The organism is Francisella sciaenopsi, assembly GCF_045862875.1.
Classification (GTDB): domain Bacteria; phylum Pseudomonadota; class Gammaproteobacteria; order Francisellales; family Francisellaceae; genus Francisella; species Francisella sciaenopsi.
In genome coordinates this window covers 32,215-58,745 of sequence record NZ_BTHG01000004.1, presented here as the reverse complement: position 1 = coordinate 58,745, position 26,531 = coordinate 32,215, and the positions used below count along the sequence as shown (strand labels likewise).

Genomic DNA, 26,531 nt, shown 5'->3' with positions numbered 1-26,531 from the left:
AATTAGTAATTTGCTAAAATATCTCAAAGACTTTTTTGAAAATTATAATTGGTTAATATGACTAATCTAGATGCAAACACAATAACTTTACAAGGTCGCCATATTATCGAGGCTAGTGCAGGTACTGGTAAGACTTTTAATATTACAGAGTTATATATTCGTCTATTAGTTGAGAAAAAGCTCTTGCCAAACCAAATACTGGTTATGACATTTACCAAAGATGCTACCCAAGAGATTATCGGTAGAGTTGAGGCTAAGATTAGAGATGTATTAGAGGATATTTCTGAAGGGGAAGAGGTCAAAGTTTCTATAAAAGGACAAGAAACACTGATACAAAAAGGTGATGAGAATTATAAGCATCTAAAAAGATCATTACTTGAGATAGATGAGGCAACTATTTTTACTATCCATGGGTTTTGTAAAAAAGTCTTAAGTGAGCAAGCTTTTGCAAGCGGTATGGAGATGGATGTCTCTATGGAGGTTGATACTTCAGATATTTTGCAAAAAGTAGTAGAGGATTTTTTTAGAAAACATATCAATAAAAACAAAACAAACTTTGAATATTTGCAAGCATATAAGCTACATACTCCAGAGAAGTTTTTGGATAAGCTAAGAAATGTTGTTAGAGCTAATTATGAGATTTTAACAAAGCAAGCTATAAGTTTAGACGAATTTAAGATACTTAAAAAACAACAGTTAGAATTATTTATTAATAACCACGATATCGTAGATGATTTCTTATCTAAATTAGGAAATGGCGAGCCGCAGGGTAAGAGAGTAGATGAATATCATAGAGTTTTAGAATGGTTAAAATTAGATAATGAAACATTATTTCCAGACGATATATCTATAATTACAGATGGCAGGAAAACAAGTGCAAAGCTAATAAAACCAATTCTTGTTGGAGTAAAAGACTTAAGAGATTTGCAGGTAGAGATAAAGCGAGCAGATGCAACCCAATTTATCAAACAAGCCTGCCTAAAAATACGTCAAGGTTTTGCAAAGGCAAAAGAACAAAAGGGTGTTTTAGATTTTGATGATTTGATTACTAAACTTTGTCATAGTGTCAAAAAATCTCCAGATTTAGTCAAGACATTACAACATCAATATCCAGTTGCTCTTATTGATGAGTTTCAAGATACCGATGCTGAGCAATATCAGATATTAGATACTATCTATCCTCAGAGTAATAAACTACCCCATAAGTCTTCGGCTGACACCTCTTCGTCCCAAAGGGGAATAGATGATTTGTTATTACTAATGATAGGCGATCCAAAGCAGGCAATTTATGGTTTTAGAGGTGGTGATATTTTTACATATCTAAAGGCTAAAGATAGTTGCTCTACTGACAATCAGTGGAGCATGGACACTAACTGGCGCTCAACTAGTGAGATGATAAAGGCTTACAATAGACTTTTTTATAAACAAGATTATCAGCCAGAAGAAGAGGGGCAAGTTGGGGCTAATATTTTTAGCGATGGTATAGGTTATCAACTTGTCAAAGCATCACCAAATGCTGATAAGAAAGCAAAAGATTTTGATGATAACCTTAAACCAATAAATTATTTTTATTATCAAGTGGCTGAAGATGATAATAAAAGTGATATTGATAATAATTTATCAGCATGGACTGCAAATGAAATTGTCAGATTATTAAATTCTAAAAAAGTTGTAGAAAGTGATATCGCAATTTTGGTAGAGAATGGTAAGCAAGCAAAGGTTATTCAAAAAGCTCTACAAGCTAAGAAACTAAGCTCAGTATATCTCAGCCAGCGCGATAATGTTTATCATAGTCAAGAGGCTAAAGAGATATTAGCTCTTATGGAAGGTATAAACGATCTCGAAAATAAATCTATGCTAAAAAGAGCATTATCAACTAGTTTACTTGGTGGTAGTACTGATAAGTTTATTAATTATATTGATGAAAATGATGTCTCAGCATGGGATGAAGAGATAGAAAAAGCCAAATCTCTAAGACAACAATGGCATAAATATGGTTTTATGGCATTTATTATGCAGGTAATACATGAGAACTTCACTCAAAGAACTGATTCAAAAGAGCGTGTTATCACAAATATTCTCCATTTAGCCGAGCTTATAAAAATAGCTGAGAATAAATATAAACACCCAAATCAATTAATTAAGTGGTATCGCCAACAGCTAAATAGTACAGCTACAACTGAGGGCGAACTTAGATTAGAGAATGATGATAACCTGATTAAAATAATTACAATTCATGGTTCAAAAGGGCTTGAGTATTCAGTTGTATTTATACCATTTGCAAGTTATGTAAGTAAAAAGAAATTTGAGGCGAGTGATTTCTCTAAATACTATGATAAAAATATTAAACAGACAGTCTATAAAATTGGTAAAGATGACGGTATAAAACCACAGATAGAAAATGAGGTTATAGAGGAATTAATGCGTCTATTTTATGTGGCTGTTACGCGTGCAGAGCATAGATGTTATATTGGAGTTGCAAAATACCAAGATAAAAAATCCGATATTTCATTTAGAAGTCCGCTAGCAAGATTTTTAGATTATCAAAAAGATGATGATTGGTTAGAGAAAATTCAAAATATAACAGCAAACCATGCTAATCAAAGTTCGCTTATAGATATAACTACAAGTCATTGTTATGAAAGTGAGAATCTAATTACAAATGACCAATTTGACTATGATACTTTACAAAACCTCAAAGCAAATAATATTAATAAGTTAGCAAATGATAATTGGGAGATGTTGTCTTTCTCAAAAATATCAAAATCAAAGTCGCAAAATACTACATTAGAAAAAGAAAATGATGAATCTGAGGATGATAGTACTCAAAAGTCTCAGCAGGAGTTAGAGTTTAGATTTACAGCTCCCAAAGGAGCAGATATTGGTAATATTTTGCATAATGTTTTAGAGCATACTGATTTTAGCCTAGGCAAGATAGATGATAATCTTTTACAAGAGCAAATGGATAGATATAAAGTAGTTGCTGCAGATGATTTTGATAAGCTTAAAGTTTGGTTAGAAGAATGCTTAGTCGCGTCTATACCTTCTATAGAAACTGAAGATTTTAGTTCTAATGATATTCAATATGGCTTGTTTGATATCAAGGATAAAGGCTTTTGCTTAAAAGACATCTCTAATACAAAAACCTTAAAAGAAGCAGAATTTTATTTTCCTATAGTAAATGAAAAACTATATAAGAAAAATATTGTCAAAATTTTAGCAGAATATCGTAATCAAACTATTGATTATGATGAATTTGCAAGTCAAAAGATTTTTGGTATGCTTCATGGTTTTATTGATTTGATTTTTGAACATGATGGCAAATTTTATGTGGCGGATTATAAGTCAAATTATCTAGGTGATAAATTAGAAGATTATAATCAGCAGGCTATGCAAGAGAAAAACCAGTCAAGTTTTTATGATTTACAATATCTAATATATAGCATTGCCTTGGATAAGTACCTGCGACAAAACATTGAAAGTTATAATCATGAAAAGCATTTTGGTGGAGTATATTATTTCTATCTCAGAGGTATGAAAGATGGTTATGGGGTTTATCGAGCTAGACCAACTTTAGAGATTATTAACAAAATCGCTAATCTATTTAATGGAGATGACTATCATGTATAAGACTTTCCATCAAGCTTGTGAGCAATTAGCAGATATTAGAGCTATAGATTTTTTCTTTGCTAAAGAGGTGTTTGATTTAGTCAAAAAGACTACCCCGTCTATGACCACTTTATCAAGTGAGTCATATCCACCCCTTCACGGAGCAAAAGGGAATGATTTAGAACAAAAAAGTAATGAAATTTTATTTCATATTTTGATAAAGCTTATGCATGTGTATAGCCATGGTCATAGCTGTTTGAAGATAGCAGATATATCAAATAAAATTATTTTTGCTTCAGAGCAAACTAATCAAAGCGATGCTAAAGTAGGCTTTAAAATGCCAAGTTTTGATGAAATTGTAATTATTTTAGAGTCTTTAGATTATGATAAATTACCTATACATTTTACCAAACAATATGATTCTCTATATATCAAGAGATTGTGGAATCATGAGATTGAAATAGCTAACTTTATAAAATCAAGAACAATCCTAAATACCCAAAAAGATAACAGCATTGAAGAAATTGTAGATAAATTATTTGAACCTGCTAATGAGATAGATTGGCAAAAACAGGCTGTTATAAAAAGTTTAAATTATAATTTTAGTATTATCTCAGGTGGACCTGGTACAGGTAAGACAACTACAGTCGCGAAGCTTTTGCTTGCTATACAAATGCTTAATCAAAATCAGCAAAGAATAGCTCTTTTAGCACCAACGGGTAAGGCTGCTCAGAGAATGACAGAATCCTTAAATAGTGCATTAAGTAAAAGGGTAGACAATGATAGTTATTTAAGATTATCTAATCTAGAAGCCCAAACTATACATAGATTTTTAGGCTTAAGACCAAACTCTAATTATATTAAATATAACAAACAATCAAAAGCACCATACGATGTGATTATTGTTGATGAAGCTTCGATGCTTGATATGAATATTTTTATCAAGCTGATTAGAGCAGTAGCTGATAATACCAAGTTGATATTAATAGGAGATACTAATCAGTTACCATCAGTTGAGGCTGGTAGTCTGCTGGCAAACTTTACACACCACAGAGATAGCGATATTACACCATATACAACATTGCTTATCAAAAACTATCGTTCACAACAATATATAAATAATCTTGCAGCCTCAGTTCTAAAAGGTGATATTAATATTGATACTCATCAAAATGAGAATATTAATTTTCATAGCTTAAGGAATTTAGATACTTATTTAAAAAAGTATGCAAAGAGATATTCACAGCTTGAAAAATGTAGTGACTACAAAGAGGCTCTTATTGAGCTAAATAAATTTAGAATACTTGTAGCTAACAAAAATCTAGAAATTGGTACAGATAAGTTAAATCAGAAAATTGAGAAATTTATGTCTAAGCCTATAGATTCTAACTATAAGGGTAAGCCAATTATGATAACTCAAAATAGCTACTCATTAGGATTATTTAATGGAGATGTAGGGCTTATCTGGCCAGATGATACTGGTAAGCTTCGAGCATATTTTGATGGTAAAGATGCTAAGGCTTTTAGTCTAAATATGCTACCAAAATATGAAAGTGTTTATGCGATGACAATTCATAAAACTCAAGGTTCAGAGTTTGATGAAATCGTGATTATTCTTCCATTAGAAGATAATGAAGCGCTAAGTAAACAACTTTTGTATACAGCTATCACTAGAGCGAAATATAAATTAACGATTATTTCTGAGCAAAGTAGTTTAAGAGATATTGCTCAGAAAGATATTAAGAGAAATTCAAATATTAGTGAATTAGTTAGCTTGAGCAATTAATATACGCCTAGAATTATATAAAAGTAGTACTTGATCAAATAGCTTAGATTTAAGCTATTTGCTAGATTGTGTGGTCAAGCCTGACACAATGACGTACTAACTTTTTAAACATAGTAGGTTATCGCTCAGAGATTACTTATTCATTTGCCAGATTATTCTAAGCCCATGAAGTAATAAATCAGAGATAATTACATCAAAATATTGTTCTTTCTCAAATAAGTGAGCATATCCTCCAGTTGCGATTAACACTGGTGGTTTATCTGAGAAATTTTCTTGAGAGATTCTACTAACTATCTCTTTTATAGCTCCTAATTGACCATATATAAGACCAGATTGAATTTGAGATATAGTTGTCTTACCTAAGGCAGAGCTAGGTTTTGCTATAGTCACATTTGATAGTTTTGCAGTCTTTTGCGATAGGCTATCCATTGATAGATTAATTCCAGGTAGAATTGCACCACCTATATAAGATTTATTTTGCTTGATAGCACATATAGTTGTTGCAGTACCAAAATCAACAATAATAATATTTTTAGATGGAAAATTAGAAATTGCTGCAACTGAGTTTGCAACACGATCGGCACCTAAATCTAGAGGATTTTTTATATCAAGTTTTAACCCTGTTTTTATGCCAGGTTTTAACTCAAGAGGTGTTATCCCTAGATATTTTTTGCAAGCAGAATTGACAGAATACTCTAGATGAGGAACAACTGATGAAAGTACAACTGCTTCAATAGCTTCTATATCAAGCTTTTTTCTCTCAAAGAATGATAATAAAAATATGCCTAGCGTATCGGAGGTACACGGAGTAGTAGAAGGGTAGCGAAAGTTATGCTTAATTTGATCTCCTACAAATACTCCACCAAAAATATGTGAGTTACCAATATCTATGCATACTATCATTTATTATTCTCCAGTTTTTAGATCAACAAGCTTAGGTTTTATATTTTCTCTAGTAGGATCAACTTGCGCATAACTAATTATAAACAGCTGATCACCTATTTCACATCTTCTAGCAGCAGGGCCGTTTAGTGCGATAGTTCTACTATTTGGTTCGCCTTTGATTACATAAGTTTCAAGACGCTCACCGTTGTTTAAGTTTACTACTTGTACTTTCTCATTTTCAATAATATTTGCCTGTTTCATTATCTCACTATCAATAGTGATACTACCTACATAAAATAAATCTTTGCCAGTTACGGTCGCGTATGAGATTTTTGATTTTAAAACTGAAATTAACATGATGGTCTTGTCTCCTTTAGGAAGTTATCAATCAAACGTACTTTACCAATATAAAGTGCCAAAAATATTCTGTTATTAAGTTTTTGAACGTATTGCAGTTTTGCACCAGTAGAATTAATTTTATTCGTTAGTTCTTCTAAGTCTGAGAAATCATCTTGTCTAAGTATTTCGTATACTTTATTAGCAATTTCCATGTCAGCAGATGTTAGATTTTTATTTCTAGAACTAAGAGGAAGTCCTGTTGGTTCTCTTTGTGTTGGGCAAACTATAACTTTTGTATTGATAAAAAAATCTTTAACAAGTTGTTTGATTAGCATAACTTGTTGATAGTCTTTTTCACCTAAGTAGAGATTATCAGGCTTAGTTATTTGTAGTAGCTTTAGTACCACAGTTAACATGCCACTGAAATGTCCAGGTCTAGCTTTACCTTCTAGGATATTCGCAATTTCAAGCTCAGATTGTATTCTCAATAGGTTACCATCTGGATAGATATCTTTTTCACTAGGGTTAAATAACACATCAACATCGAGTGATTCTAATATTTGTATATCTTGTTGTAGTTGGTTTGGATATGTTTGATAATCATTTGGATTATTAAATTGAGTTGGATTTACAAATATACTGACAATAGTAATTTCATTTTCTGATTTAGCTTTTTTGATTAGGCTTATATGACCACTATGTAACGCGCCCATTGTTGGGACAAAGCCTATTTTTTGATTTTTAGTGAAACTTTCTCTTAGCAAATTAAATTGCTCAATATTTTTAGCAATAATCATAGCTATACTCCTTAGTTGGAAAAATATTAGCTTTTGTCTCTTTTACATACGTATTTATAGCTTCAGAAAATATCTCAGATGCGCTTATATATTTCTTTACAAATTTTGGTTGAAAGTCAGTATTCATACCCAGCATATCTTGGAGAACCAAAATCTGACCATCAGTATCACTACCAGCTCCAATACCTATTGTTGGGATATTCAAATTTTGTGTAATATTTTTAGCAATATTTGTTGGTATACATTCTAGAACTATCCCAAAACATCCTGCTTGCTCAAGAAGCTTAGCTTCTTCAAGTAAATGCCTAGCAGCTTCTTCAGTTTTACCTTGAACTTTAAAACCACCAAAACTATTTATAAATTGAGGAGTCATACCAATATGTCCCATGACTGGAACACCAGAATCTACGATATGTTTGATAATATCTAAATTTCCTGAACTACCTTCAAGCTTAACCGCATGAGCTCCTGATTGAATCAAAGCCATTACAGCCTGCATTGTTGTTTCTAATGATTGGCGATAACTCATAAATGGCAAATCAGCGATTATGAATTTATCTGTAGCACCATTAGCTACCGCTTGAGTCATGAACTGTATATCAGCTAGAGTTGTATAGGTAGTATTTTTTTTACCCAGTAATACCATACCACCACTATCTCCAACGAGTATACAATCTATATCTGTTGAGTTTATAATTTTAGCTAAAGTATAGTCATAGCATGTTACCATCGAGATTTTTTCTCGATTCGCTTTAGCTTTTTTGAAGCCTAAAACTGATTTCATTTCATCTTTTCTCCTTGTTTGAAAACTGATTAACAATGGCTCTAAAAACATCATAGAAATCATCATTAACTAAAGCGTTGAGATCCTTTTGTAGTGTAAGGCTATCTCCTCTAGCTATTGGCCCTGATAGGGCATGATGATTATGTTTGATATTTTTAAAAGTGGTTTCTAAAAATGGTGTTAGATACTCTTGATTTATACCGAAGCGATTTTGCATTTCTGTATAGAATTTCTGCCAGATTAATGTGCTTACATTATTAGCTAAAACACACATTGCGTGATAATACGCTTTTTGACTTTTATCGATACAAAAATTAGCGTTAGGTAGCTTAGGTAAAAGCGCACTAAATGCAATATCTCTATCACAAGTTACAAATGCGATCGATTTGTACTCGTCTAAGGAGTATAAGTTCTTATCGGGGAAGCTTTGTAAAGGATGTGCTGAATAAGCATTTTCGATATCCAAAAGACCAGAGAAGTGAATCACTATGAGTCTTTTTGATTTATTTGTGAGATATTTATCTACAAAATTTTGTATCTCTGAGTCTTTGATTAAGACTAAAACATGAGTTGCATTATTTAATAATTTATCAAGCTGATACAACGATTCATTTCTAGACCATTGTCTGAAATCTAGTTTTAAGCATTTAAAATAATAGCACATATGTGCCGCTACATTGCCGTTGCCGACAATGACATATCTAGGTACCTGTTGCATAAATCAAGTCCATTTTTTAATTAAACTAAAACTGTGATTATTGCCTTTTTAAAAGGTCAATATTATTTACAAATCATAAGTACCGTTACAAAATTGTATACAGTCTTATTTTTGTAATGCAGATTTATAACATATTGCAATAAATCATACAATATTTTGATAGCATTATTGTTCTATTTATCTAAGTTAGATAAATAAGAAAGTTCATGAATCTAGAGCTCTTTCTCTTATGCAAAAGCTACTAAATTAGTATAAAATAAGCACTATAAAAAATTATGATAAACTTTTCTTGTAATGACTCCGAGTGTTTTTATCTCTACAGACTATAAAACTTTAACTAAAGCACAATTAAAATCATATATTGATGATCTTGCAGAGTATCTAGGCGAACAAAGCTATTCGTATCATACTATAGATAAGCCAGTTATTACTGACTCAGACTATGATAAGTTATTTCGACTATTACAAGATTTAGTTGATGATAATCCGCAGCTTAAGCCATCAAATTCAGTATTAGACCGTGTTGGTGGAGAAATTTTAGCAGGATTTGAAACTATCAAGCATAAAAAGAAAATGACATCTCTGGCCAATGTTTTTAGTCTAGAGGAGTTGCGTGATTTTTATGACAAAATAGAGTATGACATTGAGCTCGAGTGTGAGCCTAAAATGGACGGCTTGGCTATTAGTATCTTTTATAAAAATGGTAAGTTTGATTATGCTGTTACCCGTGGTGATGGTATTCAGGGTGAAAAAGTCTCTGAAAATGTCAAAACTATCCGTAATGTCCCACTTAAACTAAATACTTCAAACCCTCCAGAAGAACTAGAGGTTCGTGGTGAGATTATCTTAGATAAACAAAGTTTTTTATCTCTTAATGAGTATATGCAGACTCATGAGAATAAAACTTTTGCAAACCCACGTAATGCAGCAGCTGGAAGTATCCGTATGCTTGACTCAAAAGTTGTAGCTAAAAGACCACTTAAACTTTTTAGCTATGGTATTGGCTATTTTTCAAAAGACTTTGTACATCCGGAAACTCAATTCGAGCTTATGAATCTATTACAGAGTTTTGGCTTTACTATCAGTGATAATATGTTTTTGGCAAAAAACTTCTCAGAAGTTGAGGAGTATCATCATAAAATGAGCCATCAGCGTGCCGATTTAGCTTATGATATTGATGGTTTAGTTTTTAAGGTTAATAATATTAAACTACAAGATACTATCGGCTACACCGCTAGAGGACCTAAATGGGCTATAGCATATAAGTTCCCAGCTGAAGAGGTAGAGTCAGAAGTTCTAAATGTAGAGTTTCAAGTTGGCAGAACAGGAGCAATTACACCAGTTGCAAGACTTAAGCCAGTAGCAGTTGGCGGTGTGATTGTTTCAAATGCAACTTTGCATAATATCAATGAAATTAAACGCAAAGATATCCGAATCAGTGATAGAGTAATCGTACGTAGAGCAGGAGATGTAATTCCAGAAGTGGTCAAAAGCTTACCACAATATCGTAAGTCTGATGCACAGATGGTTGAGATGCCAACAAACTGTCCAGTTTGTGATTCAGCAATTGAGAATGTTAACGATCAGGCTATATATCGTTGTACAGGAGGATGGCATTGTCAGGCTCAAACTACTGAGCGATTGAAGCACTTTGTCTCACGTAAAGCAATGGATATTGATAAGCTTGGAGCTAAACTAATTGAGCAACTTGTTGCTGCAGATTTGATCAAGTATCCAGCTAATATTTACAAACTCAATTTTGAGCAGCTGACAGGCTTAGAAAGAATGGGAAATAAATCATCACAAAATGTTTTAGACTCTATCACAAAAAGTAAAGAGCCAAGCTTAGCAAGATTTATTTTTGCAATAGGTATTAAGGATGTTGGTGAGGTATCATCAGAAGCTTTAGCCAATCATTTTGGTAGTTTAGAAAGTTTCCGTGAAGCTAAATTTGAGCAATTAATAGAGATTAATGATATTGGTGAAATTATTGCTAAAAATATTGTTTCATTCTGGCAAGACTCCCTAAATATACAAATTGTTGATGAACTATTGGGTAATTCTATTAATATCCAAAATCCGGAAAAAATTGAGCAAGCACATAATGAGAGTTTTACAAATAAAACAATTGTTATTACAGGAACTTTTGAAAACTACAATCGTACAGAATTGACACAACTTCTTAAATCAATGGGTGCAAAAGTTACCTCAAGTGTCTCTAAAAAAACGGATATGGTTATTTGTGGTGATAATGCTGGTAGCAAACTTACAAAAGCTCAAGATTTAGGAGTTACGGTTATATTAGAACAAGATTTACAGAATTTGCTATGAATATTAATAACTTAAAAAAGGGCGATGTTATTTTCATAGTAGATGAAGCTGAGAAGAATATTTCTAATTTATCTACTGGATTTGGTGGTTATAGTTACTATCATTGCGCTTTGTATATAGGCAATGGAGATATTATAGAAGCTATTCCTGTTGCGGGAGTTATACAAACTAAATTATCTAAATATTCAAATAAAAAAACTCTAATATCTCGTGTATCTGAGAGTGAAGAGTTTCTACAAGAAGTAGTTAATAATGCACGTGAGTTTATAGGTTTTGCTTATAATGATTTATTTTTGCCAGATTTAAAAGACAAACTTTATTGTTCGCAGTTGATTCATGAGGTTTTTGATAGTATGTGTAAAGGTAAATATTTCAGTCAACATACGCTTAATTATATTGCAATTGATGATGTTGCTGTGTCGAAATACTGGCTTGATTTCTATGGTGAGCATGGTTTAAAGGTTCCTCAAGGAGAGCCTGGTTCACATCCTAATAATTTGTCATTAGATAAAAAGTTTACTCATAGAACTTTTTTAGGTAGTATTTAATAACAGTTTACAACTTCTGTGCGTTATCATAGAATTAAATTGTGGATACTTTTTATTAAATCACTTACAAAATTATTGAAGGGTTACTATGAAAATAAGAAAAGCGACATCTAAAGATTTCAAAGATATGTTACATATATGGAAGGAGTGCATATCTACAACCTGTGAATTTTTAACAACAAGTGAAATAGATAGAGAAGTAGAAGTTTTAGAACAAAAATATTTCAATATTCCAGAAACTAAGTGTTTTGTACAAGTTGTGGATGATAAGAATGTAGGCTTTGCATGTATTAGAGATAAAGAACTATTGTTTTCCCCTGTATTACCAAGCTTCTTTGGTAAAGGTCTTGGTGAAGCAATGGTTAAGTATTTATTCGAAAATTACGATATAGATACTGCCTATGTATATTGTTCGGATATGCACTCTTTAGCATTTTATACAGCATTAGGGTTTATTATCGATGACAGAATAGATGATATTTTCTTTGATAATAGATATAAATTAAATAGATTAAAATTATCCATATCTCCAAAAGAAGCTGCTGAGAGAATTGCAGCTAAGAAGAAATCTTCTTAATTAAACAATAATAAAATCCGTCACCTTTATCTTCTGTTGGTAATATCTGATAACCATAATTAGTTTTATAATTTTCTAGAATTTTAATTTCTATAATTTCAGCATCTTTATGTCTGGATAGAAAATTTTTTATTTGTAATTGATTTTCTTGTTGTAATATTGAGCATGTAATATATAGCAGATAGCCATTAGTCAGAAGATTATTACACCATAGATTATCAAGTATTTGAGCTTGAAGTGTTTGTATAGATTTTATATCTTGAGGCTTTCTTAATACTTTGATATCAGGGTTTCTCTTAAGTGTGCCAAGAGCAGAACATGGAGCATCGAGGATAATTTTGTTATATTGTCCAGCTAGAGGTTGTGTCAAATCATGTTTTATTACATTTACGTGATTATTCTTAGCTACCCTTGCTATGTTTTCTTTAAGTAACTCTAAGCGCTTATCAATAATATCTATAGCTGTAATTTTAGCTTGTGGAGCTAATTCTAAGATATGAGTTGTTTTGCCACCAGGAGCAGCACAAGCATCTAGTACAATATCATTATTTTGGACATTAATAATATGTCCCATATACTGAGCGGATATATCTTGAACACTAAAATAACCTTGTTGAAAAAGAGTATTATTTTTAACATCAATGGCTTTATCTAATTTGATGCAGTTCTTTAGTTCAGTTTTTGAATAGCTAATATTGTTTTTATCAAAATAATCAATAACATATTGAGGATCTTTTGCTTCGTTTAGGCGAATAAACATATGTGCTTTTGAGTTTACAGCTTTGGCTATTTTTTGATAATCAATAGGGTATTGTTCTTTAAGCATATTACTAAGCCATGGTGCAAGATCATGGTTTTTATGCTCTGTATAATTAGGTCTAATATCTTCTAAATCACGAACTATTTGTCTTAGTACGCCATTAACAAGTTTCTTTGCCCATAGTATCTTTAGATTTTTACAAGCTGCTACAGTTTCATTAATGCTGGCATAATGAGGTTGATTGATCTCAAAAATCTGTAGGATACCAAGCATTATTAGTATCTTAGCTTTTAGCTTAGTTTTTTCAGCTAAATATAAACTAGCTACATTTTCTAAAGAATAATAATTTCTAAAGAATTCATAACATAATAGTTTTACGAACGATTTATCTTTATCTGATAAATTATGTTCAATAAGCTTATGTTCAATAAGCTTATGTTCTATAGTTAACAGAGAGTATCTGTTATCAATGATATCTAAAATTGACTTAGCTGCAACAGCACGGGTATTCATTATTTGATATGTTTTGCTAAAATTTTGATAAGTTTAGGTTGAACTTTTTTGTTGCCTGCTACGATTAGACCAGATTCAAGATTGCTACTACCATGAATGTCGGTAACTATAGCACCAGCTTCCTTCATGATTATATATCCAGCTGCTAGATCCCATATCTTGACACTACCACAAGCCCATAATCCATCGATATAACCAGCCGCTAAGTAAGCCATATCCATAGCTATACTTCCAGAATATCTATAGCCAGAAATTACTTGTTGAAGTTTGATAAGTTCAGCAACATAAGTATCTTTGAATATTCTACGTGAGTATTTTAGAGACGCTGAAATTAAAGTCTTCTCTAAGTCTTGACTTTGCGCAACTCTAATTTTTTTACCATTAAGTAGGGCGCCTTGTCCTTTATAGGCACAAAACATTAAATCTAAGAATGGATTATAAATAACACCCAAGACGATATCATTGTCTTTTTTTGCTGCAATTGAAATACAACAGTGTGGCAGACCATGGACAAAATTATTAGTACCATCAATAGGGTCTATAATCCATGTGAAGCGACTATCTTTATTACCAAATTCACCACTTTCTTCAGTTATGAAATAGTCATTAAATCCAGATTTTTTGATATTATCGATGATGAAGTTCTCTACAGCTACATCAACATTTGAGACAGTTGTATTATCAGGTTTTTGAGAAATTTGGATAGTACTAGGATCATTTTGAGCTTGTAGAATAATTTTACCTGCTTTTCTAGCAATAGTCGTTACGGCGTTAAGAATAGGTTTCATTAGTTGTGAAAATTTATAAGATTATTATTTTTAGATATGATACATTATTTAGTTTCAAAATAGGATAGCTTTGGTCAAATAAGAGACTATATTATGCTAGTAATACCATAAGTGATTGCTATACCACCGAAAAATAACCATGCGAATAATATTAATGCTAAGACTAAAGGTTTTATTCCAGCTTGGATAAATTTAGATACATGAGTTTCAAGTCCTAAAGCAGTCATCGCCATAGCTAATAAAAATTGGTCAGCTATTCTAATACTACTAACAGTTGTTACTGGTAGTAAATCTAAAGAGTTAAATCCAGCAACTATTATAAAACCAATAGCAAACCATGGAATGATTTTTTTAATTGATCCTTTTTCAGGCTTTGATCCATTTACTCCACCTACAGTTGCTGCAGATTTAGCAATCCATATACCAATCACGATTAGCATAGGCGCTAACATCATTACACGGATCATTTTGACTGTCACAGCAACTTCTTCAGCATGAGCACTTACACCACTTCCAGCAGCTACAACTTGAGCAACCTCATGTATTGAACCACCTGCAAAAATGCCATACTGAGCATCAGTCATATGACCTAAGAGACCAGCTTTCATTAGAATAGGGTACAAGAACATCGCAGCAGTCCCGAATAATACAACTGTACCTACAGCCATAGCTGCCTTATAAGGTTCTGATTTTAATGTACCTTCGGTAGCTAATACAGCAGCAGCGCCACATACAGCACTACCAGCAGCTACTAGAATAGAGCTATCTCTATCTAAGCCAAATACTTTAGTACCTAGCACAATACCTATTACTAGAGTAGAAACTAGCATGATTATTGATACTGAAAGCCCAGCTAAGCCAACAGATGCTATTAATTGGAAAGTTAGGTTGAAGCCATAAAAGATTATTGCAAATCTAAGGATTTTCTTTGCACTAAATACAATGCCTTCTTTCCATTTATGAATAATTTTACTTGCTGGTGTATGAGTTAATGCCATACCTAGCACAATCCCTATAATTAATGGGCTAATTCCAAGATCCTCAACAGCTGGGATCTTTGCTATAAAATAGGCTATGCCAGCAAGAATCGCTACTAAGAGCACGCCTAGAATCATTGGTTGAGTAAAATGTTTTTTCATGATTTTCTATCTTTAATTAAAATAAGTTTTGTATAAATATATACTATCAGACTACTATTTTATAACTAAAAGTATTTATATCTATTATTAGAAAAATTTATATCTTGAGACTTATGCGTTTTTTTGTTCTTTTGAGAATAGAACAGCTGATATTACAAGTATGAACGATATTACATAAAAAATAACTACAGAGTGCATTACGTTAGTAAGTCCGAAATATTTATTTATAAAAGCACCCGTTGTTGTAGATAGCGCTGTACCTGTTGTGCCAAATAAAAGAATAGTTGTAATAAGAGTTGGAGGAGCATTCTCCATTTGGAAAGTACCATAAGCTAGTAAACCTGCATATATATAGCAGTTAAATAAACCAAATATAATAGCTGCTTTGATTACTGTACTCATATCAGGGATATATAATATGCCAGATAATGCGATTAATCCAACTAACATAAATGTAGGCAAAATATACCTTAATGGTACGAATCTTGTTATAAGAGGACTTATGAATAAGCCTACACATTGAGCAGTCCAGAAATAAGAAAGTGGTTTATTTGCATCAATCGTGCCCCAACCTAATATTTCTTGGAAATATGATTGAGCATAACTAGTCATTATTAATTGGGCTAGTAGAAACAAAAATGCTGCAAAAGCAATACAATATAAGCTTAAATTCCAAGATGAAAAACTTAGTTTTGTATTTATGTCATTTACTGTTTTGTGTCTATTCAGTATAGAAAAATCAGAAAAAATAACTAAAACTAGAATAATAACAGCAGTTATTTGTAGGATTGAGTAAATAGTATACCATTGAAAGTTTTGGGTAATCAAATAAGCTGCAAATATTGGAATTAAAGCTCCACCAAAGCTAAAAAAGAAATCTGTGAAAATTACATTCATAGCTCTAATTTTATGATCGTTATAGATATGTACAATCATATAGCTTGCTATTGCCATAAATAATCCACCTGTTATACCTACACAAGTTAGTAGTATTTTAAGTGTAAACATGGAAGGTACTATAGCAGTTATGAGTGATGAAATGACACCAATAGCCACAGCTGCTATAAGTAGTAGTTTTATTGAAAATCTATTCATCAAAATACCAATAATCAATATGGCAAACCACATTGCAACGTTAATAAATGTGAATGCAAAACCTATATTACTATTATTAAAATATTCAGACAGGGGTTTCATGACAGCCCCAGTAACTAGTACTACATTAGCTGTATAAAAGTAACAAAGGTAACATATAAAAGTTATAAGCAGTTTATTTTTAAATGATGATAAGTTGTTTGTTCCACTTTCCATGTTGATTTTATATTGTGAGGATATAGAATGATTATTTTTGCATAAGTAGTTATTTTTAGCAAGATACTAATCTTGTTAATTATTCGGACTAATTTATTTAAATATAAGTGATATAATGTATACAAAAATAATATGGCAAGATAATACTCCAAAATCAGAATTGTTTGATGATTTTTATTTTTCTAGTACATCTGGGATTGATGAAAGCTCATATAACTATTTAGAGCATAATTTTCTGGAACAGAGATTTAAAAAGCTAGCTGATTATCAGATCTATAGAATTTGTGAAACTGGTTTTGGCAGTGGATTAAATTTTATTCTAACTATGAATCTTTGGGGAAAAATGGCTCCTAAAAATGCTAAATTAGAATTTGTCTCATTTGAGAAATATCCTATTTCACCAAGTGATTTAAATGATATATTTACATCACTAAATGGTATAGCAGGGCATGAAAAACTTCTGAGTGTTTACGATCCTAAACCTGGACTAAATATATACAAATTTAATAATGTAATTCTAAAATTGATTATTGATGATACCAGATATATTAGCGGTTATGATTTAGATGTTGTAGATACATGGTTTCTTGATGGATTTTCTCCAGCAAAAAATACTAGCATTTGGGAAGAAACTTTTTTTGCAAATATGATGAAATTATCAAAAAATCAAAGTAATTTCGCAACTTTTACATCAGCATCAAAAATTAGAAAATTATTGCAGAAATATGGTTTTAGAGTTAATAAAGACACGGGCTTCGGTAAGAAGAGAGAAATGATGTATGGTACTTTTATTAATTAGTTAATTCTTTTATATGCTTGACAGCATCAAAAGTATTAAAACTATACTGAGCTATATTATTTGTATAAAAAGGATCATTTTCAATAAACTTTTTAACATCTTCTATATTTCCTTTAGCAAGGATGATTCCACCAGTTTTATCTGATTTAGGTCCTGAAGCTAGAAGGATACCTTTGTCATATCCTATATCTAGAAACTCCCTATGAAGAGGTCTTATAGATGCGACCTTATCTTCATTGACTAAATATTTTAAATTTATAATGTGGATTTGCATGATTATTATATTCCTTATATAAAAAAGGCCACGATTGTGGCCTTAAATTAGTCTTATAGGTTTATCGATTAGATCTTTTTGAAAATTACAGATCCATTAGTACCACCAAATCCAAAAGAGTTGTTAAGTACATAATCAATCTTCATTTTCTTAGCAGCATTAGCAGCATAATCTAAGTTACAACCATCATCTAAATTATGTAGATTAATTGTCGGAGGAGCTATTTGGTCTCTTATTGATAACACACTGAAGATAGATTCAATTGCACCAGCAGCACCTAATAAGTGTCCTGTCATAGATTTTGTAGAACTCATTACAAGATCTTTTCTGTATTGACCAATTACTTTTTCAGCTACTTGAGATTCTTGTACATCTCCAAGAGGAGTAGAAGTACCATGAGCATTTATATAGTCAATAGCATCAGGATCATTCTCAAGACCTGCATCTGCCAAAGCATTTTGTATACATCTTTCTTGACCAGGGGCATATGGCATGGTCATATGATAGCCATCTGCTGACATACCAAAACCTACTACTTCAGCATATATTTTAGCACCACGTGCTTTTGCTTTTTCATATTCTTCAAGTACAACAACACCAGCACCATCACCAAGCACAAAACCATCTCTATCTCTATCCCAAGGACGAGAAGCGCCTTGAGGATCATCATTACGAGTTGATAATGCTCTGGCAGCAGCAAATCCACCCATACCAATAGCATTACTAGCTTTTTCTGAACCACCAGCAAGCATAGCATCTGCATCACCACTAGCGATTAGTCTAGCAGCCATACCTATGTTATGAGTACCAGTAGTACAAGCTGTAACTATAGGAACGTTAGGACCACGTAAACCATGATTTATGGAAATAATCCCAGAAAGCATGTTGATAATTGATGAAGGTATACAAAAAGGAGAAATCTTTGATGGACCTTTTTTATCAATAGTTGCTTTAGTAGCTTCTAAAGTTTCTATTCCACCAATTCCAGAGCTAACACAAACTCCGAACTTATAAGAGTCTTCTTCGGATACTTTGTCAATTCCAGCATCTTTTAAAGCTTCATTAGCTGCCGCGATACCATAATAACAGAAAGGATCCACTCTTTTTGCATCTTTCTTACCTACAAGCGTATTTACATCAAAATCTTTAATTCTTGCTGCAAATCTAACTTTAAACTCGCTAATATCAGGAGCAGGGGTGTCAAAACTAGTTATTGTTTTAACTCCACTTTTACCAGCTAGGATATTAGTCCAAGTCGTAGGGACATCATTTCCCAAAGGTGTTACCATACCTAGGCCAGTAACAACTACTCTACGATTAGATTTCATATTAAATTAACCTGTTTATATACATTTAGAAAAAGTATGAATTAATCAATCATACTGACTTTGAGATTAATTTTGATTAGTTTACTTTAGAATCAATATAGTCGTAAACATCTTTAACAGTTTTGATTTTTTCAGCATCTTCATCAGGGATTTCAGTATCGAATTCTTCTTCTAGAGCCATTACAAGTTCAACTGTATCTAAAGAGTCAGCACCTAAGTCATCAATGAAAGAAGCTTCTGGTTTAAGATCTTCTTCTTTAACGCCTAATTGCTCAACGATGATAGAGTTTACTTTAGCATATACTTCATTTGCGCTCATATTTTTTTCCTTCTTATTTTTGTTTTGAAAAAATTAAAATTACTATTCACATCCAATAATATTATTTTTTAATCAATTTTGCAATAACTTTGCAAAATTTAAGCCATATACATTCCACCATTTACATGGATAGTTTGTCCTGTTATATATTTTGCATCTTCAGAAGCTAAGAAAGCTACTGCCGCTGCGATATCTTTAGGTTCACCCATCTGGCCAGATGGTATCTTAGTTGCTATGAATGATTTTTGCTCATCTGTAAGTTTATTTGTCATATCTGTAGCTATAAAGCCAGGAGCAACAACGTTTACTGTAATATTGCGAGTTGCAACTTCATAAGCCAATGATTTTGAAAATCCAATAACCCCAGCTTTAGCAGCACAGTAGTTTGTTTGTCCTGGGTTGCCAGCAGAGCCTACCACAGATCCGATAGAAATTATTCTACCCCATCTTTTTTTCATCATCCCTCTTACACATTCTTTTGACATGCGGAAAATAGAGCTTAAATTAGTGTTTATAACTGATTGCCACTCATCTTCTGACATTCTCATCATTAGATTATCACGAGTTATTCCAGCATTATTAACTAGAATATCTATAGCTAAATTCTCAGCTTTTAATTCAGCAAAGAAATTTTGAATACTTTCAATGTCAGAAATGTTTAGAACTAATCCTTTTGCTTTGAATCCTTTTTCTTTCATGGAATTTTCAAACTTTTCTGCAGAGCCTTGGCTAGTAGCTGTGCCTATTACCATAGCTCCTTTGTTAGCTATTGCTTGAGCAACTTCAAAACCAATTCCTCTGCTAGCTCCTGTAACAAGAGCAATCTTATCGTTTAAAGACATATATTATCTCCTTTTAAATATTTTCTAAACTATCAATACCACTTGTATCTTTGATAGCTAGTGATTTATCAATTCTTTTTATTAATCCAGATAAGACTTTATTAGGTCCACATTCAATAACTTCTGTAATTCCACGTTTAACTAATTCTTCTATTGATTGAGTCCATAATACAGGTTTATAAAGTTGCTTGATAACTGCATCTTTTATCTCAGTTGGCGTTTCATGCGACATCGCATCGAAATTTTGTACTATGGCAGTCGTAGGTTTTTTAAACTCGACATTGTTAAGTGCTACTTCAAATTTATCAGCTGCGGCTTTCATAAGTGAGCAGTGCGAGGGTACACTTACAGCTAGAATTTGAGCTCTTTTAGCACCTTTTGATTTTGCTATTTCATTAGCTTTTTCTACAGCAGCTTTCTCACCTGATATTACTACTTGACCAGTCGAGTTGAAGTTAGCTGCTTCTACAACCCCTACATCAGATGCTTCTTGACAGCTGCTTATAACATCTTCATTTGATAGTCCTAAGATTGCACTCATAGCACATTCTTTATCGGTAACTGCGTTTTGCATTAACTTGCCGCGAGTTGATACTAGTTGTAGAGCATCTTTATATGAGATGCACTCAGCCGCTAGTAGAGCAGTGTATTCTCCTAGGCTATGACCAGCGAAATATTCTACTTTTAGCTCTGGTTTTTGCTCTTTTAATACTTTGTATATGGCATAACTTGTAGCAAGTAATGCCGGTTGAGTGAACTCGGTTTTATTTAAAGTTGACTCATTATTTTGTATGATGTCCCATAAATCGTAACCTAAGTGTGTCTTTGCCTCATCTACGATACTTCTAAAAGTCTCAAAATTTTCATAATAATCTTGAAGCATTCCTAGCTTTTGTGACCCTTGACCCGGGAAAACCACAGCTATTTTTGACATAACAATTCTCCTTTAAGATATTGAAGTAACTTTCAAAAAAAAACGATTAAATTTTTGCGATAAATCCACCCCAGACGAAACCGGCTCCAAATGCTTCTGAGATAATAGTATCTCCAGGCTTGATTTGATTCGTTCTGACGGCATGGTCTAACGCTAATGGTATTGAGGCTGCTGATGTATTACCATGATCTTGAAGTGTTGTTACTACTTTTGACATTGGCATATCTATCTTTTTAGCAGTCGAATTTAATATTCTATAGTTTGCTTGATGTGGTACTAACCAGTCAATTTCACTAGCTTGTATCCCTGCTTCTTTGATTAGATCATCAGCAAGAGATGAAAGCCTTGAGACAGCGAATTTGAAAACTTTGTTTCCTTCCATAATTAGATATGGATCTATGTTTATAGCTTCTCCTCTTGAAGTAGGAAGATTGTTAGGTACGTTAAGCATATCTAAACATGAACCGTCAGTATAAAGTAAAGAAGATAGAATTTTTTTCTCTGGACTTGTTGAGATAACTACAGCTCCAGCGCCGTCACCAAAAAGCACACATGTCGAACGATCACTCCAGTCAAGCACTCGAGTCATTTTCTCAGCGCCGACTACTAATATATTTTTTGATATGCCTGTTTCTATATATTGTTTTGCTATATCAAGAGCATACACAAAACCACTACAAGCTGCTGATATATCAAAACACCTAACATTAAAATGATCAATCTGTAAATTTTGATGCACCATAGATGCTGTCGATGGCATGATAAAATCTGGAGTGCTTGTGGCAACTATTATCATGTCAATATCATTAGCATTAATTTTGGCAGACTCTAGTGCCTTTTTTGCTGCTTCTGTAGCCATGAAGCTTGTTGTTTCTGTTTCATTCGCGCAATGGCGTCTTTCTATACCAACTCTTTGTTTGATCCATTCATCTGAAGTATCAACAAACTTACTTATATCTTCATTGGTTAAGATTTTTTCAGGTAAGTAACTTCCTGTACCAAGTATTTGTGCAAACATTATATAGTTATACCTATTTAGTTAGATTAGTAACAAAAGTTATTATCATAGGCGATCGCTAAGAAAGCCTACTGTCTAAAAACATTGTATCATGATTGGTAGAGATTAAAGAACTTTTTCTAATGATTCTTGAATAGTTTTAGGAATGTTATGTTTGATTTCTTTTATAGCTTCATAAATAGCAGTTTCAAATGCATTTGCACTTGCGCTACCATGACTTTTGACAACAATGCCTGTCAAACCTAGGAGTGATGCGCCATTAAAGCTATCTAGGTTCATACCTTTTTTCATTTTTTTGAATAATGGTAAAGACATGATTACTGGTATTTTCATTAGTAATGATGTCTCTGTAATAGCTTTTTTAATTAAAGATTCTATAAGTCTTAAGCTACCTTCCATTGTTTTTAAAGAAACATTGCCAACAAAGCCATCACATACAATTACATCTGTTGTATCATCAAAAATATGTTTTCCTTCAATATATCCCTGATAGTTAATGAAATCACAACCCTGTAATAATTTTGAAGCATTCTTAATATTGTCTAAGCCTTTCATTTCTTCTTCACCAATATTTAGTAAAGAGACTCTTGGCTCGGCTAAGCCTTTTGAGCTAGCAGCAAGTATCGATCCCATGATGGCAAATTGGAAAAGCTGCTCAGAAGAACAGACAACGTTAGCACCAAGATCAAGCATGTATGTTTTGCTTAGTTGCTTGGTATCTCTATTAAATGCAGGTAAAGCATATACTATGGCAGGGCGATCAACACCATTTACAGTTTTAAGGACAAATTTTGAAGTTGCCATTAACGCGCCGGTATTGCCAGCACTTACACAAGCATCTACTGTTCCATCTTTGACAAGATTTATGGCTACGCGCATTGACGAGTCCTTCTTTTTTCTTACTGCTATTGAAGGAGACTCATCCATGCCAACTGTTTCACTAGCGTGGTGAATAGCTATTCTCTGTAAAACAGGCAGTTTTATTTTTTTGACTTTTGAATATCTGTCTAAAGCTCTTTTGACTTTGTGATGATCTCCAACTAATACTATTTGTAAGTTAGAGTCTTTTTTTACTGCTTCAAGAGCTGCTGGGATAGTGGTATTTAAGCCATTATCGCCACCCATTGCATCTATAGATATTTTGTAACCCATAATAAATAAAACTTCCTATGTCGCTAATTGATATATTTGTAAATACTCACTAACCAAGGCATAAATATAGTGTGAGATGATTTTAAGATTTGACTGGAGTAATATTAGTCTTCAGATTTTGTGTCTACTACTTTTTTACCCTTGTAAAATCCATTAGGTGACACGTGATGTCTCAAGTGTAACTCACCTGTAGATTTGTCAGTAGATAATGTTGGACCTGTTAAAGAATCGTGAGATCTTCTCATGTCTCTTTTTGATCTGCTTTTTTTAACTTGTTGTACAGCCATTTTAGATAACCTCTTTTATGTATTTTAAATTCTAAATGTCTTGTTACTTAAGTTTTTTGAGAATCTCGAAAGGATTCGGTTTTTCTTCAGTAACAGTTTCTCGCTCGCTATAGTATGAATGTTTTTTTGTCTTTTTACAAGAGCTAGCATCTTTTTTTGGCGCTAATGGTAGTTCTAGAAGTATTTCTTCTTTGATAATATCTTGTAAATCTATTAATGCGCTTTCGCAGATAAAAGGCTCGTGTAAGCTATCTTGAACTAGTCTATCATCTTCAGTGATTATTATGCTATTTGTAACTGTGATAGGATAGTTAAATGGCTCGAGAGAGTCTTGGCATATTAGTTTGATTGTGCCATTTATGTTGTACTTAATGCATGCGTGATTTTTCTCTTCAAAAAAAGAGAATGAGCAGCTAAATGTGTGTGTGGTGTTGGCTATGAGTACTGAGATGTTGTTTAAGTTCTCTATAGTTATTTGTATGTTTTCTAACTCTCTTTTTTGTTTTGCATAAATGCTATAGTTTATTTGGCTATGTTTGCCTTTCATACATTGCGCTTTCATTATTGTATTGTGATACTATTCTATATACATTTCTTGTTTTATGAAAGCCTCTACTGTATCATCTTACTAGTTATATTTTTTTAAATTGATAACATAGTAAAAGGATCAAGTAATAATGTCTTTATCTATCCCTAGAGAATTTTCAAATGCTATAAGATTTTTATCTATCGACGCAACACTTAAAGCAAAGTCAGGACATCCGGGTATGCCTATGGGTATGGCCGATATCGCTACGGTTTTGTGGACCAAGTTTCTTAAACATAATCCTCAAAATCCAAACTGGATAAATCGTGATAGATTTGTGCTTTCAAATGGTCATGGTTCTATGCTTTTATATTCTTTGCTGCATCTTAGTGGTTATGATTTAAGTATTGATGATATTAAAAATTTTAGGCAACTTCATTCTAAAACTCCAGGTCATCCTGAATATGGTTATGCGCCAGGTGTAGAGACTACAACAGGGCCTCTTGGTCAAGGCGTGGCTAATGCTGTTGGTATGGCATTGGGTGAAAAGTTATTGTCAGATAGATATAATACGCCTGACTTAAAAGTAATAGATCATCACACTTATGTGTTTTTGGGTGATGGATGTCTAATGGAAGGTGTATCTCATGAAGCGTGTTCATTAGCTGGGACATTAGGTCTAAATAAACTAATAGCATTTTGGGATGATAATAGTATTTCTATAGATGGGAATACAAAAGGCTGGTTTACTGATAACACAGTTGAGAGATTCAAAGCTTACGGCTGGAATGTGATTGAGGATGTAGATGGTCATAATTTTGAAGCTATCGAAAAAGCTATAGCTAAAGCACAATCTGAACAAAATAAGCCAACTTTGATTTGTTGTAAAACGATTATAGGATTTGGTTCTCCAGAAAAAGCTGGTACCGCTTCTGTACACGGTTCGCCTTTGAGTGAACAAGAAAGAGCTTCAGCTGCAAAAGAGCTTGATTGGAACTATGCTCCTTTTGAAATTCCTAATGATGTATATAAATACTGGGACGCTAAAGAAAAAGGGCAAGCTTTAGAGGCAAATTGGCAGAAGCAATATGATTTATATAAGAATAATCCTAAATTTGAAGAATTTGATAGAGTGCTGAAAAAACAGTTGTCTGCAAACCTTGAGCAAGAAGTTGATCAATATATTGTTTCGCAGTTAGCGAATCCTGCAAAAGTGGCTACGCGTAAAGCATCTCAGATGGCTTTAGAAGTGTTGTGCAAGAATATGCCAGAAATGTTTGGTGGTTCAGCAGATTTAACGGGATCAAATAATACAAATTGGAGTGGTTCAATTTGGTTGAACAATACTGATAAAGGAGCTAACTATCTTTCTTATGGCGTGAGAGAGTTTGGTATGGCTGCTATCATGAATGGTCTAAGTTTATACGGTGGTTTAAGACCATACGGAGGTACATTCTTGGTGTTCAGTGATTATTCTAGAAATGCTATTAGAATGTCTGCTCTTATGAAACAGCCTGTGGTGCATGTAATGTCGCATGACTCGATCGGTTTGGGAGAAGATGGACCAACTCATCAACCTGTAGAACATGTGCCTAGTTTAAGATTGATACCAAACTTAAATGTTTGGAGACCAGCAGATACTATTGAAACAATGGTTGCTTGGAATGAAGCGGTTAAGTCTAATGAGACTCCAAGTGTTATGGTGCTAACGCGTCAAGGTTTGGAGCCTGTGGTTCAGACTAAAGAACAAGTTTCTGGTATTATTAAAGGTGGATATTTAGCCAGAAATAATAATGATGCTAGATTAACTATTGTAGCTACTGGCTCAGAAGTCGAGCTAGCAATTAAAGTGGCAAAAGAATATGAAGACAAAGGAATAAAAGTTAATGTCGCTTCTATTCCATGTGTTGACGTTTTTGATACTCAAACTCAAGAGTATAAAAAATCAGTAATAAGAGATGATATCCCAGCAATTTTTGTTGAGATGGCTCAGCCTGATGGATGGTATAAGTATATGCCTAAAGCTGGTGGTGAAGTAAAAGGGATTTGTAGTTTTGGTGAATCTGCACCAGCTGAGGATTTATTTAAGCATTTCGGTTTTACTGTAGAAAATATCAGCAACATAGTTGCTAAATATGTGTAATAAACTTTCGAAAGATAATATCTT

Annotated in this window: 25 protein-coding genes; 7 read left to right on the top strand and 18 right to left on the bottom strand. The window is 32.8% G+C overall.

Annotated features, from left to right (window positions below; genetic code table 11):
* The first annotated feature begins 57 nt into the window (after window positions 1–57).
* Both recB and recD read left to right on the top strand, forming a co-directional pair.
* Window positions 58–3,630 (top strand): exodeoxyribonuclease V subunit beta, encoded by a 3,573-nt coding sequence (gene recB, locus ACKTR7_RS05625; RefSeq protein WP_407877400.1) that lies wholly within the window; start codon window positions 58–60, stop codon window positions 3,628–3,630.
* Complete coding sequence (recD, locus tag ACKTR7_RS05620; protein ID WP_407877399.1) at window positions 3,623–5,395, top strand: exodeoxyribonuclease V subunit alpha; 1,773 nt, start codon at window positions 3,623–3,625, stop codon at window positions 5,393–5,395. Before recB ends, recD begins: the two co-directional genes overlap by 8 nt.
* Before the next feature lie 132 nt (window positions 5,396–5,527).
* Here the strand turns inward: recD and ACKTR7_RS05615 are convergent, their stop codons facing one another.
* From ACKTR7_RS05615 to panG, 5 genes are read right to left on the bottom strand one after another with little or no spacing between them, the layout of a single operon-like run.
* Complete coding sequence (locus tag ACKTR7_RS05615) at window positions 5,528–6,298, bottom strand: type III pantothenate kinase (RefSeq protein WP_407877398.1); 771 nt, start codon at window positions 6,296–6,298, stop codon at window positions 5,528–5,530.
* A gap of 3 nt (window positions 6,299–6,301) precedes the next feature.
* Window positions 6,302–6,637, bottom strand: a complete 336-nt coding sequence (gene panD / locus ACKTR7_RS05610) for an aspartate 1-decarboxylase (protein ID WP_407877397.1) — start codon at window positions 6,635–6,637, stop codon at window positions 6,302–6,304.
* Entirely contained in the window at window positions 6,631–7,416 is a 786-nt protein-coding gene (gene panC / locus ACKTR7_RS05605) for a pantoate--beta-alanine ligase (RefSeq protein ID WP_407877396.1), read from the bottom strand. Before panC ends, panD begins: the two co-directional genes overlap by 7 nt.
* Window positions 7,403–8,200, bottom strand: coding sequence for a 3-methyl-2-oxobutanoate hydroxymethyltransferase (panB, locus tag ACKTR7_RS05600; protein ID WP_407877395.1), 798 nt, complete (start codon window positions 8,198–8,200; stop codon window positions 7,403–7,405). The genes panC and panB overlap by 14 nt, the downstream gene beginning before the upstream one ends.
* Window position 8,201: 1 nt before the next feature.
* Window positions 8,202–8,918, bottom strand: a complete 717-nt coding sequence (gene panG / locus ACKTR7_RS05595) for a 2-dehydropantoate 2-reductase PanG (RefSeq protein ID WP_407877394.1) — start codon at window positions 8,916–8,918, stop codon at window positions 8,202–8,204.
* Window positions 8,919–9,212: 294 nt separating this feature from the next.
* Between panG and ligA the strand changes: the two genes are divergently transcribed.
* From ligA to ACKTR7_RS05580, 3 genes are all read left to right on the top strand, one after another.
* Window positions 9,213–11,249, top strand: coding sequence for an NAD-dependent DNA ligase LigA (gene ligA, locus ACKTR7_RS05590; RefSeq protein WP_407877393.1), 2,037 nt, complete (start codon window positions 9,213–9,215; stop codon window positions 11,247–11,249).
* Window positions 11,246–11,797 (top strand): YiiX/YebB-like N1pC/P60 family cysteine hydrolase, encoded by a 552-nt coding sequence (locus ACKTR7_RS05585; protein WP_407877392.1) that lies wholly within the window; start codon window positions 11,246–11,248, stop codon window positions 11,795–11,797. The genes ligA and ACKTR7_RS05585 overlap by 4 nt, the downstream gene beginning before the upstream one ends.
* An 88-nt stretch (window positions 11,798–11,885) precedes the next feature.
* Window positions 11,886–12,374, top strand: a complete 489-nt coding sequence (locus ACKTR7_RS05580; RefSeq protein WP_407877391.1) for a GNAT family N-acetyltransferase — start codon at window positions 11,886–11,888, stop codon at window positions 12,372–12,374.
* Here ACKTR7_RS05580 and rsmB read toward each other — a convergent pair.
* The 4 genes from rsmB to tsgA form a co-directional block, all read right to left on the bottom strand.
* Window positions 12,355–13,647, bottom strand: coding sequence for a 16S rRNA (cytosine(967)-C(5))-methyltransferase RsmB (gene rsmB, locus ACKTR7_RS05575; RefSeq protein WP_407877390.1), 1,293 nt, complete (start codon window positions 13,645–13,647; stop codon window positions 12,355–12,357). The two genes, ACKTR7_RS05580 and rsmB, sit on opposite strands and share 20 nt — an antisense overlap.
* A complete protein-coding gene (locus ACKTR7_RS05570; protein ID WP_407877389.1) occupies window positions 13,647–14,435 on the bottom strand; it encodes an inositol monophosphatase family protein in 789 nt (262 codons plus the stop codon). Before ACKTR7_RS05570 ends, rsmB begins: the two co-directional genes overlap by 1 nt.
* Before the next feature lie 86 nt (window positions 14,436–14,521).
* Window positions 14,522–15,574, bottom strand: coding sequence for a YeiH family protein (locus ACKTR7_RS05565; RefSeq protein WP_407877388.1), 1,053 nt, complete (start codon window positions 15,572–15,574; stop codon window positions 14,522–14,524).
* A gap of 111 nt (window positions 15,575–15,685) precedes the next feature.
* On the bottom strand, window positions 15,686–16,885 hold the full coding sequence (gene tsgA / locus ACKTR7_RS05560) for an MFS transporter TsgA (protein ID WP_407877387.1): 1,200 nt from the start codon (window positions 16,883–16,885) through the stop codon (window positions 15,686–15,688).
* 112 nt (window positions 16,886–16,997) lie between these two features.
* On the opposite strand from tsgA, the gene mnmD reads away from it, so the two are divergent.
* Entirely contained in the window at window positions 16,998–17,684 is a 687-nt protein-coding gene (gene mnmD, locus ACKTR7_RS05555; protein WP_407877535.1) for a tRNA (5-methylaminomethyl-2-thiouridine)(34)-methyltransferase MnmD, read from the top strand.
* Here the strand turns inward: mnmD and ACKTR7_RS05550 are convergent.
* From ACKTR7_RS05550 to ACKTR7_RS05510, 9 genes are all read right to left on the bottom strand, one after another.
* Entirely contained in the window at window positions 17,677–17,958 is a 282-nt protein-coding gene (locus tag ACKTR7_RS05550; protein WP_407877386.1) for a YciI family protein, read from the bottom strand. The two genes, mnmD and ACKTR7_RS05550, sit on opposite strands and share 8 nt — an antisense overlap.
* A gap of 68 nt (window positions 17,959–18,026) precedes the next feature.
* Window positions 18,027–19,286 carry a beta-ketoacyl-ACP synthase II gene (gene fabF / locus ACKTR7_RS05545; protein WP_407877385.1) on the bottom strand — a complete coding sequence of 420 codons (1,260 nt, stop codon included), beginning with the start codon at window positions 19,284–19,286 and terminating at the stop codon, window positions 18,027–18,029.
* A gap of 76 nt (window positions 19,287–19,362) precedes the next feature.
* Complete coding sequence (acpP, locus tag ACKTR7_RS05540; RefSeq protein ID WP_407877384.1) at window positions 19,363–19,605, bottom strand: acyl carrier protein; 243 nt, start codon at window positions 19,603–19,605, stop codon at window positions 19,363–19,365.
* Between the two features lie 98 nt (window positions 19,606–19,703).
* Window positions 19,704–20,447: a 3-oxoacyl-ACP reductase FabG gene (gene fabG, locus ACKTR7_RS05535; RefSeq protein ID WP_407877383.1), complete on the bottom strand. Its 744-nt coding sequence runs from the start codon at window positions 20,445–20,447 to the stop codon at window positions 19,704–19,706.
* 13 nt (window positions 20,448–20,460) lie between these two features.
* Window positions 20,461–21,381 carry an ACP S-malonyltransferase gene (gene fabD, locus ACKTR7_RS05530; RefSeq protein ID WP_407877382.1) on the bottom strand — a complete coding sequence of 307 codons (921 nt, stop codon included), beginning with the start codon at window positions 21,379–21,381 and terminating at the stop codon, window positions 20,461–20,463.
* A 46-nt stretch (window positions 21,382–21,427) separates the two neighbouring features.
* On the bottom strand, window positions 21,428–22,399 hold the full coding sequence (locus tag ACKTR7_RS05525; protein WP_407877381.1) for a beta-ketoacyl-ACP synthase III: 972 nt from the start codon (window positions 22,397–22,399) through the stop codon (window positions 21,428–21,430).
* A gap of 105 nt (window positions 22,400–22,504) precedes the next feature.
* On the bottom strand, window positions 22,505–23,551 hold the full coding sequence (gene plsX, locus ACKTR7_RS05520; protein WP_407877380.1) for a phosphate acyltransferase PlsX: 1,047 nt from the start codon (window positions 23,549–23,551) through the stop codon (window positions 22,505–22,507).
* A gap of 104 nt (window positions 23,552–23,655) precedes the next feature.
* Window positions 23,656–23,838: a 50S ribosomal protein L32 gene (rpmF, locus tag ACKTR7_RS05515; protein ID WP_004287375.1), complete on the bottom strand. Its 183-nt coding sequence runs from the start codon at window positions 23,836–23,838 to the stop codon at window positions 23,656–23,658.
* A gap of 43 nt (window positions 23,839–23,881) precedes the next feature.
* On the bottom strand, window positions 23,882–24,385 hold the full coding sequence (locus tag ACKTR7_RS05510; protein ID WP_407877534.1) for a YceD family protein: 504 nt from the start codon (window positions 24,383–24,385) through the stop codon (window positions 23,882–23,884).
* Between the two features lie 130 nt (window positions 24,386–24,515).
* Here ACKTR7_RS05510 and tkt point away from each other — a divergent pair, with 130 nt between their 5' ends.
* Window positions 24,516–26,507: a transketolase gene (tkt, locus tag ACKTR7_RS05505; protein WP_407877379.1), complete on the top strand. Its 1,992-nt coding sequence runs from the start codon at window positions 24,516–24,518 to the stop codon at window positions 26,505–26,507.
* Window positions 26,508–26,531 lie beyond the last annotated feature (24 nt).

Coding starts and splice junctions, on each gene's coding strand:
- ACKTR7_RS05615 (WP_407877398.1), bottom strand. CDS start 6,298: ATGATAGTATGCATAGATATTGGTAACTCACATATTTTTGGTGGAGTA.
- ACKTR7_RS05585 (WP_407877392.1), top strand. CDS start 11,246: ATGAATATTAATAACTTAAAAAAGGGCGATGTTATTTTCATAGTAGAT.
- panB (WP_407877395.1), bottom strand. CDS start 8,200: ATGAAATCAGTTTTAGGCTTCAAAAAAGCTAAAGCGAATCGAGAAAAA.
- acpP (WP_407877384.1), bottom strand. CDS start 19,605: ATGAGCGCAAATGAAGTATATGCTAAAGTAAACTCTATCATCGTTGAG.
- ACKTR7_RS05525 (WP_407877381.1), bottom strand. CDS start 22,399: ATGTTTGCACAAATACTTGGTACAGGAAGTTACTTACCTGAAAAAATC.
- plsX (WP_407877380.1), bottom strand. CDS start 23,551: ATGGGTTACAAAATATCTATAGATGCAATGGGTGGCGATAATGGCTTA.
- panG (WP_407877394.1), bottom strand. CDS start 8,918: ATGCAACAGGTACCTAGATATGTCATTGTCGGCAACGGCAATGTAGCG.
- fabD (WP_407877382.1), bottom strand. CDS start 21,381: ATGTCAAAAATAGCTGTGGTTTTCCCGGGTCAAGGGTCACAAAAGCTA.
- recB (WP_407877400.1), top strand. CDS start 58: ATGACTAATCTAGATGCAAACACAATAACTTTACAAGGTCGCCATATT.
- ACKTR7_RS05565 (WP_407877388.1), bottom strand. CDS start 15,574: ATGAAAAAACATTTTACTCAACCAATGATTCTAGGCGTGCTCTTAGTA.
- ACKTR7_RS05510 (WP_407877534.1), bottom strand. CDS start 24,385: ATGAAAGGCAAACATAGCCAAATAAACTATAGCATTTATGCAAAACAA.
- panD (WP_407877397.1), bottom strand. CDS start 6,637: ATGTTAATTTCAGTTTTAAAATCAAAAATCTCATACGCGACCGTAACT.
- rpmF (WP_004287375.1), bottom strand. CDS start 23,838: ATGGCTGTACAACAAGTTAAAAAAAGCAGATCAAAAAGAGACATGAGA.
- fabF (WP_407877385.1), bottom strand. CDS start 19,286: ATGAAATCTAATCGTAGAGTAGTTGTTACTGGCCTAGGTATGGTAACA.
- recD (WP_407877399.1), top strand. CDS start 3,623: ATGTATAAGACTTTCCATCAAGCTTGTGAGCAATTAGCAGATATTAGA.
- tsgA (WP_407877387.1), bottom strand. CDS start 16,885: ATGGAAAGTGGAACAAACAACTTATCATCATTTAAAAATAAACTGCTT.
- ACKTR7_RS05550 (WP_407877386.1), bottom strand. CDS start 17,958: ATGCAAATCCACATTATAAATTTAAAATATTTAGTCAATGAAGATAAG.
- tkt (WP_407877379.1), top strand. CDS start 24,516: ATGTCTTTATCTATCCCTAGAGAATTTTCAAATGCTATAAGATTTTTA.
- ACKTR7_RS05580 (WP_407877391.1), top strand. CDS start 11,886: ATGAAAATAAGAAAAGCGACATCTAAAGATTTCAAAGATATGTTACAT.
- rsmB (WP_407877390.1), bottom strand. CDS start 13,647: ATGAATACCCGTGCTGTTGCAGCTAAGTCAATTTTAGATATCATTGAT.
- ACKTR7_RS05570 (WP_407877389.1), bottom strand. CDS start 14,435: ATGAAACCTATTCTTAACGCCGTAACGACTATTGCTAGAAAAGCAGGT.
- ligA (WP_407877393.1), top strand. CDS start 9,213: ATGACTCCGAGTGTTTTTATCTCTACAGACTATAAAACTTTAACTAAA.
- fabG (WP_407877383.1), bottom strand. CDS start 20,447: ATGTCTTTAAACGATAAGATTGCTCTTGTTACAGGAGCTAGCAGAGGA.
- panC (WP_407877396.1), bottom strand. CDS start 7,416: ATGATTATTGCTAAAAATATTGAGCAATTTAATTTGCTAAGAGAAAGT.